General features: G+C 68.7%; 14 protein-coding genes. 2 read left to right on the top strand and 12 right to left on the bottom strand.

Annotation, left to right across the window (positions count from 1 at the left end; translation table 11 throughout):
* Window positions 1-60: 60 nt before the first annotated feature.
* From E8A74_RS46140 to E8A74_RS46110, 7 genes are all read right to left on the bottom strand, one after another.
* Window positions 61-417 carry a hypothetical protein gene (locus tag E8A74_RS46140; protein ID WP_136935552.1) on the bottom strand — a complete coding sequence of 119 codons (357 nt, stop codon included), beginning with the start codon at window positions 415-417 and terminating at the stop codon, window positions 61-63.
* Between the two features lie 13 nt (window positions 418-430).
* Window positions 431-823 carry a hypothetical protein gene (locus E8A74_RS46135; RefSeq protein ID WP_136935551.1) on the bottom strand — a complete coding sequence of 131 codons (393 nt, stop codon included), beginning with the start codon at window positions 821-823 and terminating at the stop codon, window positions 431-433.
* 143 nt (window positions 824-966) lie between these two features.
* Window positions 967-1,323: a hypothetical protein gene (locus E8A74_RS46130; protein WP_136935550.1), complete on the bottom strand. Its 357-nt coding sequence runs from the start codon at window positions 1,321-1,323 to the stop codon at window positions 967-969.
* Between the two features lie 9 nt (window positions 1,324-1,332).
* Window positions 1,333-1,707, bottom strand: coding sequence for a hypothetical protein (locus E8A74_RS46125; protein ID WP_136935549.1), 375 nt, complete (start codon window positions 1,705-1,707; stop codon window positions 1,333-1,335).
* Window positions 1,708-1,766: 59 nt separating this feature from the next.
* Window positions 1,767-2,165: a DUF3037 domain-containing protein gene (locus E8A74_RS46120; protein WP_136935548.1), complete on the bottom strand. Its 399-nt coding sequence runs from the start codon at window positions 2,163-2,165 to the stop codon at window positions 1,767-1,769.
* Window positions 2,143-2,931 (bottom strand): HipA family kinase, encoded by a 789-nt coding sequence (locus E8A74_RS46115; RefSeq protein ID WP_211365615.1) that lies wholly within the window; start codon window positions 2,929-2,931, stop codon window positions 2,143-2,145. Before E8A74_RS46115 ends, E8A74_RS46120 begins: the two co-directional genes overlap by 23 nt.
* Window positions 2,932-2,972: 41 nt before the next feature.
* A complete protein-coding gene (locus E8A74_RS46110) occupies window positions 2,973-3,359 on the bottom strand; it encodes a hypothetical protein (RefSeq protein WP_136935547.1) in 387 nt (128 codons plus the stop codon).
* Between the two features lie 159 nt (window positions 3,360-3,518).
* On the opposite strand from E8A74_RS46110, the gene E8A74_RS46105 reads away from it, so the two are divergent.
* Window positions 3,519-4,502 (top strand): bile acid:sodium symporter family protein, encoded by a 984-nt coding sequence (locus E8A74_RS46105; RefSeq protein WP_136935546.1) that lies wholly within the window; start codon window positions 3,519-3,521, stop codon window positions 4,500-4,502.
* A 1,033-nt stretch (window positions 4,503-5,535) separates the two neighbouring features.
* Here E8A74_RS46105 and E8A74_RS46100 read toward each other — a convergent pair.
* The 4 genes from E8A74_RS46100 to E8A74_RS46085 all read right to left on the bottom strand — a co-directional run bounded on the left by E8A74_RS46100 (window position 5,536) and on the right by E8A74_RS46085 (window position 9,616).
* On the bottom strand, window positions 5,536-7,299 hold the full coding sequence (locus E8A74_RS46100; RefSeq protein ID WP_136935545.1) for a monovalent cation:proton antiporter-2 (CPA2) family protein: 1,764 nt from the start codon (window positions 7,297-7,299) through the stop codon (window positions 5,536-5,538).
* 61 nt (window positions 7,300-7,360) lie between these two features.
* Window positions 7,361-8,290 carry an alpha/beta hydrolase family protein gene (locus tag E8A74_RS46095; RefSeq protein WP_136935544.1) on the bottom strand — a complete coding sequence of 310 codons (930 nt, stop codon included), beginning with the start codon at window positions 8,288-8,290 and terminating at the stop codon, window positions 7,361-7,363.
* 37 nt (window positions 8,291-8,327) lie between these two features.
* Window positions 8,328-9,107, bottom strand: coding sequence for a hypothetical protein (locus E8A74_RS46090; protein WP_136935543.1), 780 nt, complete (start codon window positions 9,105-9,107; stop codon window positions 8,328-8,330).
* Complete coding sequence (locus E8A74_RS46085; RefSeq protein ID WP_136935542.1) at window positions 9,104-9,616, bottom strand: endonuclease V; 513 nt, start codon at window positions 9,614-9,616, stop codon at window positions 9,104-9,106. The genes E8A74_RS46090 and E8A74_RS46085 overlap by 4 nt, the downstream gene beginning before the upstream one ends.
* A gap of 107 nt (window positions 9,617-9,723) precedes the next feature.
* Here E8A74_RS46085 and E8A74_RS46080 point away from each other — a divergent pair, with 107 nt between their 5' ends.
* Window positions 9,724-11,043: a cytochrome P450 gene (locus E8A74_RS46080; RefSeq protein WP_136935541.1), complete on the top strand. Its 1,320-nt coding sequence runs from the start codon at window positions 9,724-9,726 to the stop codon at window positions 11,041-11,043.
* 327 nt (window positions 11,044-11,370) lie between these two features.
* Here the strand turns inward: E8A74_RS46080 and E8A74_RS46075 are convergent, their stop codons facing one another.
* Complete coding sequence (locus tag E8A74_RS46075; RefSeq protein WP_136935540.1) at window positions 11,371-12,042, bottom strand: tRNA-uridine aminocarboxypropyltransferase; 672 nt, start codon at window positions 12,040-12,042, stop codon at window positions 11,371-11,373.
* Between the last annotated feature and the right edge of the window lie 28 nt (window positions 12,043-12,070).

Raw genomic sequence — 12,070 nt, 5'->3', positions numbered from 1 at the left:
AGGATTCCTCGCTCCGTCGCCCTAGCTTCGGGGCGCTCGCGACGATCATTCCACAGGCTGCTAGAACCGCGCGCCGCCGTGTGCCGAGGCCGCGTCGATGCACGAGTTGAGGGCGTCCCGCTCGTCGTTGCACACGTCGTTGTTGTCCTTCTCGGTCGTGTAGCGGGCATCCGTCTCGTTGCACGTGCCCTGCTCCTCGACGCACGTCGTATAGGTCACCCAGGCGTCGCCGCAATCGTAGGCGTCCGCCACGTTCTCCTGCGTCGCGAGCTGCTCGCAGGTCTGGATCTCGCTCTCATCGCTGCAGTGCTCGCACTCACAGATGATGTCGCAGATGACCTGCGCCCGGGAGCACCCCACCGAAGCGGAGGCGAGCCCCAGGAGGAGAGCGGCATTCACGAGGATCGTTCGAATCATGCTCCTACCTCCTTCAATTGCAGCGCGAAAGCGCGTTCCGCTCGGCTTCGCAGGCGTCCGCGTCGGAGATGGCGAAGGCCTTCACCTCGCATTCCCCGTCGCTGTTGCAAATGGCGTTGCCGCCGCAGTCGCTGCTTTGCGTGCACGTCCCCCCCGAGGGGTTGCTCGTGCACTGGAGCAAGGGCTCGGTGCACGCGGCGAGCGTGTCGAACTCGTCCCCGCAGCCGATGCCGTGCGCGGTGTCGCGTGCCCCCTCGTACGACGCGATGCAGGCGTCGATGTCAGCGTCGTTGCCGCCGAAACACGCCTCCTGCGCCTCGCACGTCCCCGCGATGTCAGGCCCACACCCCGTCCCGAGGACCAAGACGAGGCCGAGCCCCGCGAAAAGCAAGTGTTTCTGGTTCATCCCTGGCTCCTTCCACGAGTATAGACGCTTCGACGCCAAAGGAACGCAATTTCCGTCGGGGTAGGCAAAGTCCCAACGATGGAAACTCGAATGACCACTCCCCGATCGCAGCCTGGGAAATCGAAGGACCAGCCGGCGAGCGCTCACTCGATACGGAAGCCGCCGTGCGCCGACGCCGCCTTGATGCAGTCGTCGAGGCCCCGTAGCTCTGCGCCGCACCGGTTCCCGATCCCGTTTTCGATCGTCGTGAACTCGATCTCGTCGCAGGTGCCTTTTTCCTCGATGCAGATCGAGAGCGCCGACCATGCCTCACCACAGCCGTACGCGTCTGCCAGGTCCTCCTGGTGGGAGTATTGTGCGCACACCAGGATCTCGTCCTGATCATTGCAGTGCATGCAATCGCAGACGAGCTCGCAGATTACCTGCGCACGGGAGCAGTCGGCCGACGCGCCGACGAGGGAAAGGAGAAGGAGGGGCTTCACCAAGAGACGTCGATGCATGTTCCTGCCTCACCGGATGCAACTCTGATACGCGTCCTGCTCCGCCTTGCAGGCGTCCCGGTTCGAATCGGGGAGATCAAACGAGTTCCGCTTGCAAGTCCCCTCGCTGCATACGTCTTGGCGGCTGCAGTCCGCGTTCGACGTGCACGTGATCCCCCCGTCCAGGGTCGAGCACGCGAGCAGGGGCTCCCTGCACGCGAAAGACATGTCGAACTCCTCGACACAGCCGATGTCGTACGCCACGTCGCGGAAGGCCTCATAAGATACGATGCAGGCGTCGAGGTCGGCCTCGTTCCCGCCGAAACACGCCTCCCGCGCCTCGCACATCGCCGCAATGTCGGGCCCGCATCCGGTCGCGAACGCCGCGACGAGGGCGACGCCCACAAAAAGGAAGATCCTACATTCCATCCTGACTCCTGCTGCAAACCGCAAAGGCCCCCCCATCACCGCGGACGCGGTGTACGAACGAGCTTGTCGAGCAATCGTTCCAGCACCACGTCCGGCGCGTCGCAGAGGCCCACGTGCACCGCCGACGTCTGGATCATCGTGCTGCGCGTGGCGACGAGCCAGGAGAATCGCTCGCCCCGCGGGAGCAGCCCGATCGGCCCCGCGTCGCGCCCGCCCTCGCAGATCCGCGGGATGGCCGCGAGGTGGCGGCGCACGGCGTCGAGGTCCACGTCCGGCGCGAGCGCGAGCAGCCGCGCCTCGTCGAGCTCGATCCGCGCGCCGAGGTACTCATGCTCGGCGCAATGAAGGAGGACGCCCGCATTGATGCATTCGCCCCGCTCGACACGAGGGACGACACGCACGATGGCGTACTCAAACGAGTTCGGCACGGGCACGCTCAGCCTCCGCGAGGATCAAGGGGAGCGCGGCGAGCCGCGCCGAGAGCCACGCGCCATACGCCGCGCGGTGGGCGTCGGGAGACGCAAATCCCATGTCGTCCGTGAGGAACGCGTCCGGGATCGCCTGCGCGACCCGCGCGAGGAACACCTCCGACCACGAGGCCCGGAGGTGCGCCGCGGCCTCGGCGAGCTTGCTCGCCCAGGGCAAGAGGACGTGCTTGCGCACGAATGTGAACGGATCCCGGCTCTCGGCGAGCGGATCCGCGGGGCCCCAGCCGTGGTGGAAATAAAGCGACGCGCCGTGATCGATGAGCCAGATCGCTCGGTGCCAGGTCAAGAGGTTCGGGTTTTTCGGCGTGCGGTCGACGTTCGTGACGAACGAGTCGAAGAGCACGAGGCGCGAGGCGAGGGCCGGATCCGGCGTCGGTCCCGCGACGGGATCAAAGGTGACGCTGCCCGGCAGGTAATCGAGCGCGAGGTTCAAGCCCACGCTCGCGTCGAGCAGGTCGCTGATCTCGCGGTGCCGCTCGGCGCGGCCGAGCTCCGCGTCGAGCGTGATGAGCACGAGCTCGGGGACGGCGAGGCCCGCGGCGCGCGCGAGCTCGCCCGCCACGAGCTCGGCGATGAGCGCCTTCGGCCCCTGGGCCGCGCCGCGGAGCTTGACGACGTAAAGCCCCTCGTCGTCGGCCTCCACGAGCGCGGGCACGGACCCTCCCTCGCGCAGCGGGGTGACGTACCGGACAGCGTTGACAGTGCGCAGCATGTGCGGCGCAGTCTAGAAGCACTGTGCCACGAGAGACAATTTTAGTTCTCCGCCGGCACCCAGGTCTGGCCGCTCTCGCACTCCGCCTTCGCGGTCGCCTCGTCCGGGTACTTGTCGTCGCCCTTGTAGTACCAGTTCGTCTGCTCGTGGCCGTCGATGTTGCTCGACTGGCAGCCGCCCCAAGCATCCGAGAGGTCGCAGACCGCGCCCTCCTCGTACGATCCGCTCATCGTCGCCGCCTTCAGCGTCGCGCAGACGCCCTCGAACGTGATGAGCGAGGGGCCCTTGAAGTTACGAATGTCGGTACACTGCGGCCGGTCGGGGCGGAGGTCACAACGAGCCTGCCGCGTGCCGAGCGGCGCCTGATCGAGGAGGTCCCCACACGCAAGGGTGCCGAGGATCGGGAGGAGAAAGAGAATCGTTCGCATCGTAGCGATATCGCACATCCGCAAGCCCGAGGGATAGATCCTGCCGCAGCCAGAATCCTGACGGTCGCGGACGCGGCAGCCCTCACCGCGTCCTGGCAAAGCCGCTTCGCCGGCAGCGCGCTTTCCCCATGCCGCACCACGCGCTAAGGAGGCGAGGCCATGACCCTCCGCGGCTTCACGATCGACGGTTTTCTCCTCGCGCTGATCGCCGTCGTGGCCCTCGCCCTCGTAATGCCCGGGCCCGGCGCGACAGGCGGCCTCCTGCACATGAACGAGGTCGCGACCTACGGCGTCGCCGTGGTCTTTTTCCTCTACGGCCTGACCCTCGCGCCCGAAAAAATGAAGGCCGGCATCAAGCACTGGAAGCTGCATCTCTGCGTGCAACTCTGCACGTTCGTGCTCTTCCCGGTGGTGGTGCTGCTCGTCGGCGCGCCCCTGAAGGCCTTCCTGCCGCAAGAGGTCTGGATCGGCTTCTTTTACACCGCCGCGCTGCCCTCGACCGTCTCCTCGTCGGTGGCGATGACGTCCCTCGCCCACGGCAACGTGCCCGTCGCCATCTTCAACGCAACCCTGTCGAGCCTGATCGGGGTCTTCGCGACGCCCCTCTTGATGGCCTGGTTTCTCTCGACGAGCGGCGAAGCAATGCCCCTGCTGCCGGTGATCGGAAAAATCGTCCTGCTCGTGCTGCTCCCCATCCTCGTCGGCCAAGCCGCGCGCCACTGGCTCGCCGCCTGGGCACAACGCAACGAAAAAAAGATCAAGCTCGCCGACCGCGCCATCATCCTCGCAATCGTCTACAACTCGTTCTGCGACTCCATGATGGAAGGAATCTGGCAAGGCCAAGACCCCCTACGCATCGTGGCCATCCTCGCCGGCGTCATCGCCCTGTTCGGCCTCATCTACGCGCTGATGATGATCCCCTGCCGTCTGCTCGGCTTCAACCGCCCCGACACCATCGCCTGTCTCTTCTGCGCCTCCAAAAAATCCCTCGCCACCGGCGTGCCCCTCGCGCCGATCATCTTCGGCGCAAACCCAGCTCTCGGCCTGATCCTGGCCCCCCTCATGCTCTACCACTTCTGTCAGCTCGTCATCGTCAGTGTCATCGCGAACCGACAGGCACGCTTCGCATTGGCAGAAGCCTGAGCAGAGGTTGTCTCCGGAGGGCGTAGAGCTGGGGCGTTGCCCCAGGCCCCACCAGGGGTTGTCCACCCCTGGACCCGGACCAGCGAGGCGCTGGACCCAGGGTCGATGAACTGCGCAACGCGCAGTTCATCGAACAGCCAGGGGAAGACCGGCGACGATCGTGCCCGTCGAGGCCGCAGCGCTGCGGGTTCCAGTGGCGACGGGGCCCGTCGGCCGCCCGTTCTCGATCGAGGAGATCCGGCCCCTTGCCCGTGCGCATGCCCGACACGCGGCATCGGCGTTCGTCCCCGTCTGTTCGGCGCCCTAACAAGCCCACGTCCCCGCCGCAGGGGATGGGGCACAAAACCAGACAAGGTACGTCGGCGCGACAGAGGACGTGTCCCGCCGCCGGACAAGGGCGAAGCGCGTTCCCAGGGAAGAGGTCGAGCCCAAAAACAAGGGCCAGGCGCGGCCGATGGTGCGTGTCGAGTTGCCGAACACGGACCGTCAGCCTCCGCCGTCCCTCGTCGCGGAGGCCCACAAGCCAGGCGTCGAGCCCATGCCAGGGGTTCGGGCCGCGCGCCTCGGGCCGTCGCCCAGCAGAGGCCCCCGTCACGCCGCCAAACACGCGCCGTCGACGCCCAAGGGCACGTGTTCGGCGGCGCCGCTGCGCCGGGGGCGTCGCGCCGGGGCGCTGCCCCGGACCCCGCGGGGGCTGTCCGCCCCTCGACCCGGACCAGGCACGGCCTGGACCGAGGATGGAAGAACTGCGCGATGCGCAGTTCTTCCACCGGAGCCCGGTGGCAAGACCTCAAGGGTCGTCGCACGCAACGGCAGCAAGTACGTTGGAGGTCTCGCCCGGCGGCGCCCCTGCCCACCAAGACAGCCGCGCTGCGGGTTCGGCTGGCACCCCGGCTTCTTCGTCGGCCTGTTTGAAAAACTGCGCACCGCGCAGTTTTTCAACCCTGGGTCCAGCGCCTCGCTGGTCCGGGGTCGAGGGGGCGGACAGCCCCCCGCGGGGCCCGGGGCAGCGCCCCGGCGTGGCGCCCCAGCCCTAGTTTCGGTGGGCGGCGTCTTCTTCGAAGATGCGCTCGAGTTCGGCGCCGTATTGTTTTGCGGATTCGACGAGGGCTTTTTCGTCGTGTCGGAGGACGAAGGCTCTGCGGACTTGGGCTTCGTCGTATTCGCCGAACCTGCGGACGGCTTCTCTTGCGCTGTCGGAGGGGAGACCGAGGGCTTCGAGGGTGATGCGGGCGGCGTCGAGACTGCCTGCGAAGGTTTCTCGGATGATGTTGGTCACGCCGGCGTCGAGCAGGGCGTAGGCGTGTTGCCGGTTGCGGGCGCGCGCGACGATCGTGAGGTTGGGGAAATGGGATTGGACCACGTGGAGCGTGCGCATCGAGGCGTCCATGTCGTCGATCGCGAGCACGATCAGCCTCGCTCGCTCGGCGCCGGCTGCGCGGAGGAGGTCGACGCGGGAGGCGTCGCCGTAGTAGATTTGGTTGCCGTAACGACGGACGAAATCGACGTGGGTGGGGCTCGCGTCGAGGGCGGTGAAGGCGATGCGCTTCAGGCGCAGGACGCGGCCGACGATCTGCCCGAAGCGACCGAAACCGGCGATGATCACGCTGCTGCCTTCGTCGTAGATTTGATCGAAGGAGCGACGGTCGGCCGCGGCGAGACGGGCCAGGATGCGGTCGCGGGCGACGAAGAGCAGCGGCGTCAGGGCCATCGAGAGGGTCACGACGACCACCAGCAGCTCGGTCGTCTCGGGCTTCAGCACCGTCGCGCCGCGGGCCACGCCGAAGATCACGAAGGCGAATTCGCCGCCTTGGGAGATCGACGCTCCGAGGCTCGCGGCGCCGCGCTGGCTCAGCTTCGTGATGCGGCCGAGCACGTAGAGGACCGTCATCTTGACGGCGACGAGGCCGAACACGAGGCCGATGACGACGAGGGGACGGTCCTTTAGCAGCCGCAGGTTTGCGGACATCCCGACGGCCATGAAGAAGAGACCGAGGAGCAGACCTTTGAAGGGCTCGATGTCGGCTTCGAGCTCGTGCCGGTATTCCGAGTCGGCGAGCAGCACGCCGGCGATGAAGGCGCCGAGCGCCATCGAGAGCCCGATGTGCTCCATCACGAGCGCTGTGCCGAGCACGACGAGCAGCGCGGTGGCCGTGGACAGCTCGTGGCTTCGGGCCTCGGCGATGAACCGGAAGGCGGGCCGCAGGAAGAATCGGCCTGCGATGACGAGCCCCGCGATCACGCCCACGATGACCAGACCGTGCGTGAGGGGGCTGCCGGTCGTGGCGGCGGGTGCGGGGCCGAGCAGCGGCACGAGCGCGAGGACGGGGATGGCGGCGACGTCCTGGAAGAGCAGGATGCCGAAGGCGTTGCGCCCGTGGGGCGCGCCGAGCTCGTTTTTTTCGCCGAGGATCTGCGTGGCGAAGGCCGTCGAGGACATGGAGACGCCCACGCCGGCGACGACGGCGGCGGGCAGGGGCGCGCCGAGCAGGAGGCCGATCCCCGTGATCGCTGCGGTCGTGAGGGCGACTTGGGCGCCGCCCAGGCCGAAGACCGTGCCTCGCATCGTCCAGAGACGGCTCGGCTGGAGCTCGAGGCCGATCAGGAACAGGAGGAAGACGACGCCGAGCTCGGCGACGTGCAGGGTCTGGTCGACGTCGTGGATGAGCCCGAGGCCCGAGGGGCCGATCAGCGCGCCGGCGGCGAGGTAGCCGAGCACGGTGCCGAGCCCGATACGCTTGAAGAGAGCGACGGCGACGACGGCCGCGACGAGGAAAATGGCGGATTGGGTCAGCATTGCGGAGGCATCGGGGAGGGGGACGGGGGACGGGGGGGTTCGGAGGAGCTTTCCGGGACCATCAGGGGAGCGCTGCGACGCCGACGATCGCTTGCGACACGTCGGGCCATTTCGTCGACGAGGGTTCGATCATGTCGAAATGATCTCCACCTTCGACGACCTTCAGGGGGATGTCTTTTTCGCCGGCTGCCTTTGCGGCGTCCTGGTAATGGGTGCTCATCACGAGGGGGACGATGTTGTCGTCCGCGCCGTGCACGAGGATCTGGCGCACGCCGAGCGGCAGGAGCGCCCGCGGGGAGGCTTCGGCGTACCGCGCGGGGACGTCGGTCGGGCTGCCTCCGAGGAGCTTTGCGGCGGCGCCGCCGCAGACGCCGAGGTCGACGGATTCGGCGAGATCGAGGACACCGGCGAGGGCGACGGCGCCGGTGAGGGGGAGCGGGTCGGCGCCGCGGAGCGGGTGGCCTTCGGCGAGGTTCGGACGCGCGGCGACCCAGACGGCGAGGTGACCACCTGCGGAGTGGCCCACGGCGAAGACCTTCGTCGTGTCGAGGTGGTGCGTCGGGGCGAGATCGCGGAGCGCGTCGACGGCGAGGCCCACGTCGGTGAGCGTGCCTGGATAGCCGCCGCCGGCGTGGCCGAGGCGGCGGTATTCGACGTTCCAGGTGGCGAAGCCTGCCTTCGTGAGGGATTCGCTCATCCCGTCCATGAGGTCCTTGCCGTATCCGCTCGACCAGCAGCCGCCGTGGAGGATCACCATCACGGGGTGCGGGCCTTCGCCTTGCGGGAGGCGGAGATCGCCGATCTGCGAGGGATCGGGGCCGTAGGCGAGGTGCAGGGGCCCGGCCGGCGGCCCGCCGGCGCTGGACGAGGAGGCCGCGGGCTCCGGGGGTTTGCTGGCCTCGGGGCCGGCGCATCCGGCGGAGAGGACGAGGGACACGACGAGGCCGACGCGGCGACGGGCGTCACGAAGACAGGAGCGCGGCGGGCGCATGGAGGCCTTGTACCAGAACGGGCCCGGGCCGCGCAGCTCAGGGAAGGGGACAGAGCGTCGTTTCCTCGTCGGGCCGCGCGTCCCGGACCACACTTCCCGCGCCGTCGAGGATCCGCAGCGGGCCCTCGGGGCCGCGCTCCGCGAGCAGGTGATTCTGCGCGTCGTACACGAGCGTGTGTCGGCCGCGGATCTCCTTGAGATTGCCGTTGGTGCAATAGAAAAACTCTTTCGCGCCGAGGCCCTGCTCGTCGTGGACCAGCGCGGAGCGGGCGGCGCCTTTGCCGTCGATGCGGCGCACCCATCGCCCGACGCGCCGGCCGCGCTCGTAACGGCCGGAGAGCTCGATCCACCGGTCGCCGTCGCGCTCCCAGGTGACCGCGGGGCCGTCGAGGTGCAGGTGATCGATGCGGAAGCTGTCGCAATGCGTGGCGTCGGCGCAAACCTGGAAAACGCCGCTCGCCCAGCCGCCCTCGTAGTGCCCGGACCAGCGCAAGGCCCCCGTCGCCGCGTCCTTCACCGTCCAGTCGCCTACCATTGCCCCGTCCGTGCAGGCGCCGGAGACGTGGGCGCCTTCGGCGAGGCGCTCGCAATGGCCGTCGGAGACGTTTTGGCAGAGGTTTTCCTGGGCGAGCACGTGCGCGGGCACGAGCGTGGTCTCCACCGCGGGCGGCGACGGCGTCACGGCCGCACATGCACGGGGAAACACGCGGGTGAGGGGACCGAGGAGCGCGCGCCCCTCGAAGACGAAGAGGGCGACGAGCATGGAGGCCGTGAGGACACGCAAGGTGATGCGGAGGCGTTTGCCTTTGTCTTTCATCGGGTGAGCGCGTCCCTGCAAAGCCGGTCGACGCGGGCGAGCAACGTCGGGAGCCGGTGGGGGCCGTGCATCGAGCGGATCCACGCCGCCGCCTCGTCCGGCGTCGCGCCCGCGGCCGTGACGTGGAGCGGTTTTTCGCTCTTTCCGCGCTTCACCGCGACGGACGGCGCGTCGCCGTGGAAGGCGGTCTTCGCCACGCCGACGACCACGACCCGGCCGCCGAGCGCCTCGAAGAGCCGCGCCCCGAGCCCCGGCCGCCCGTCCGCCGAGAGCCACACGTACCCGTCCACGACCACGACCTCGGGCAGCGGGTCGATCGCGCGGAGCAAGCCGAGGAGCGGGGGCAGCTCGCGCCGATAAAACGCGCCGGGCTCGTAAGGGGCGACTTCGTCGATGCGGGCCGTCCGCTCGTCCGCGGCGGCCGCGTCGTCCCAGCGGCGGAAGAGCAGGCCGGCGGCGACGGCGAAGCTGTCGTCGGGAGCGTAGGCGACGTCGACGCAGGCGAACATGCGGCGAAGGGTAGCCGGTTTTCAGCGCGGGGGACGAGCGCCTTCGTGCCACGCGGCGGGGGTGGGTTTGCGTTGTGGTACCGCGTCGAAGTTGGCATCATCCTGCGATGGGGACCTTGCCGCCTGGGCCGCGCACCAGCATCCCGAGCCTCGTGCGCTACATGCGTGATCCGATCGGCTGCATGCAGCCGCTCACGCAAAAGTACGGCGATCCGTTCTGCTTCCCGGGCAAACCCCCGCTCGTCATGACCGGCGATCCGGCCGGGATCAAGGCCATCTACACGGCCGATCCGGATACGTTCGAGCCCCTCAATCAGGACCTCGGCGTCTTCATCGGGCCCCGCTCGCTCATCCTCGCGAGCGGCGCCCCGCACAAGCGGGCGCGCAAGCTCATGATGCCCCCGTTCCAAGGCGCCCGCATGCGCGCCTACGGCGAGCAGATGGTGCGCCTCGCCGAGGAGCGCGCCGCCACCTTCCAGGTCGGGCAAACCGTCACGATGTCCGATGTCCTGCAGGAGCTCTCGCTCGCCGTGATCTTGCAGGTCGTCTTTGGCGTGACCGAGCGCGCCGGCATGGACGCGCTGGCCAAGCTCTTGCTCGAGTTCACGAATGGCATCTCGCCGCTGCTCGCGCTTTTCCCCGCGCTGCGCCGCGAATTCGGGGGCATCGGCCCCTACGCGCGGTTCCTCGGGCGCCGCCGCCGCCTCCACGCCGCGCTCGACGAGCTCATCAAAAAAGGCCGCGCCACAGGGCCACGCGAGGACATCCTGAGCCTCTTGCTCGCCGCGCGCACCGAGGACGGCGAGCCGATGGACGACGACGAGATCCGCGATCAACTCATCCTCCTCGTCGTCGCCGGGCACGAGACCACCGCGATCGCCATCGCCTGGGCCCTCTACGCGCTGCACCGGCCCGAAAACGCCGCCACGCTCGGGCGCCTGCGCGAAGAACTCGCATCCCTCGGGCCCGATCCCGAGCCGGAGAAGCTCGGAAAACTCCCGTACCTCGAAGCCGTGTGCAACGAGACGCTCCGCCGCTTCCCACTCGCGCCCGCGCCCGCCCCGCGCAAGCTGCTCCGGCCCCTCGATGTGATGGGCTACAACCTGCCAGCCGGCACAGGCGTGGTCGCAGCGATCTCGGTCGCCCATTTCCGCGAGGACGTCTACCCGGAGCCGATGCGGTTTTCCCCCGAGCGTTTCCTCGACCGCTCGTATTCGCCGTTCGAGTTCCTCCCCTACGGCGGCGGCGCGCGGCGGTGCCTCGGCGCGGCAATGGCAAGCTACGAGATGAAACTCGTGCTCGGGACATGGCTCCGGCGCCATCGATTGCGGCTCGCGTCCTCGAAGCCCGACAACGGCGCCGTGCGCGCGGCCAATGCAGGGCCAGCGAGCGGGGTGAAGATGATCGTCGAGGGGCCGCTCGGCTGAAGGAAGCGCCGCGCGCCGGGGCGCCGCCCCGGACCCCGCGGGGGGCTGTCCGCCCCCTCGACCCCGGACCAGCGAGGCGCTGGACCCAGGGTTGAAAAACTGCGCTCCGCGCAGTTTTTCAAACAGGCCGACGAAGAACCCAGGTCGCCAGCCGAACCAACAGCGCGGCTGTCTTGGTGGGCAACGCCGTTGCTGGTCTTCACCGGGCCTGTTCGATGAACTGCGCATCGCGCAGTTCATCGAGCTTGGGTCCAGCCCCTGGCTGGTCCGGGTCCAGGGGCGGACAGCCCCTGGTGGGGCCTGGGGCAACGCCCCAGCTCTGCGGCTTCACTCCGTCGGCGTGTTTGGCCGTGGCGGCTTGGGCCCACGCGGGGGGCGGGTCCGCCGCGGGAGCTTTCGCTCTTCCGGTGCGAGGTTCGCGTCGCGGACGCGCTGCATCAGGGTGCGAAAGACACGCGAGAGGCCTGCCTCGATCTCTGGGTTCTCCCCGCAGAGCGTGAGGGCGGCTGCGACGGATTCGAGCGTCGAGACGTACTCGCGCCGGGGCTCGGCGCGCAGCCGGCCGTAGATGGAGGGTTTTGTCGGCCGCAGGTTCATGCGGTTCAGCTTGTTCAGCCAGGGATTGCGCCACCACAGGGTCTTCGCCTTCGACCAGGTCCCGTCGAGCACGAGGATTCCTTCGAGATCGTGGGGATCGAGGGGGGCGCCGCGCCTCGTGGTGACGTCGCTTTGCGCCTCGTTGTCGGGGAAGAGGACGGCCCACTTGTGTGGGTCGACGTCCTCCTCGCCGAGCGCGTGGCCGAGGTTGCGCCAGCTCAAGCCCACGACGAGCTGCGCCCGCGGCAGGCTCGCGAGCACGATCTGCGCCGAGCCGAGCAGCGCGTCCTGCTCTTGCGGGTGCTGGAGGATCAATACGCGGCGGTCTGTCGGGTACGAGACGATACGGTCGCACACGCAGGCGACGGTCGGGCGGCGGCAGGTGTCACAGGCGGGGAGCACGGCGTGACGTTACCACGCCGTGGGGGCA

Source organism: Polyangium fumosum (genome assembly GCF_005144585.1).
Classification (GTDB): Bacteria; Myxococcota_A; Polyangia; order Polyangiales; family Polyangiaceae; genus Polyangium; species Polyangium fumosum.
Note: the sequence above shows the minus strand (reverse complement) of the source record. Positions and strands in the feature narration are given on the sequence as shown.

Bases quoted from the DNA above. Each gene is read 5' to 3' on its own strand.
- E8A74_RS46105 (WP_136935546.1), top strand. From the start codon at position 3,519: ATGACCCTCCGCGGCTTCACGATCGACGGTTTTCTCCTCGCGCTGATC.
- E8A74_RS46080 (WP_136935541.1), top strand. From the start codon at position 9,724: ATGGGGACCTTGCCGCCTGGGCCGCGCACCAGCATCCCGAGCCTCGTG.
- E8A74_RS46095 (WP_136935544.1), bottom strand. From the start codon at position 8,290: ATGCGCCCGCCGCGCTCCTGTCTTCGTGACGCCCGTCGCCGCGTCGGC.
- E8A74_RS46135 (WP_136935551.1), bottom strand. From the start codon at position 823: ATGAACCAGAAACACTTGCTTTTCGCGGGGCTCGGCCTCGTCTTGGTC.
- E8A74_RS46115 (WP_211365615.1), bottom strand. From the start codon at position 2,931: ATGCTGCGCACTGTCAACGCTGTCCGGTACGTCACCCCGCTGCGCGAG.
- E8A74_RS46140 (WP_136935552.1), bottom strand. From the start codon at position 417: ATGATTCGAACGATCCTCGTGAATGCCGCTCTCCTCCTGGGGCTCGCC.
- E8A74_RS46110 (WP_136935547.1), bottom strand. From the start codon at position 3,359: ATGCGAACGATTCTCTTTCTCCTCCCGATCCTCGGCACCCTTGCGTGT.
- E8A74_RS46130 (WP_136935550.1), bottom strand. From the start codon at position 1,323: ATGCATCGACGTCTCTTGGTGAAGCCCCTCCTTCTCCTTTCCCTCGTC.
- E8A74_RS46085 (WP_136935542.1), bottom strand. From the start codon at position 9,616: ATGTTCGCCTGCGTCGACGTCGCCTACGCTCCCGACGACAGCTTCGCC.
- E8A74_RS46090 (WP_136935543.1), bottom strand. From the start codon at position 9,107: ATGAAAGACAAAGGCAAACGCCTCCGCATCACCTTGCGTGTCCTCACG.
- E8A74_RS46100 (WP_136935545.1), bottom strand. From the start codon at position 7,299: ATGCTGACCCAATCCGCCATTTTCCTCGTCGCGGCCGTCGTCGCCGTC.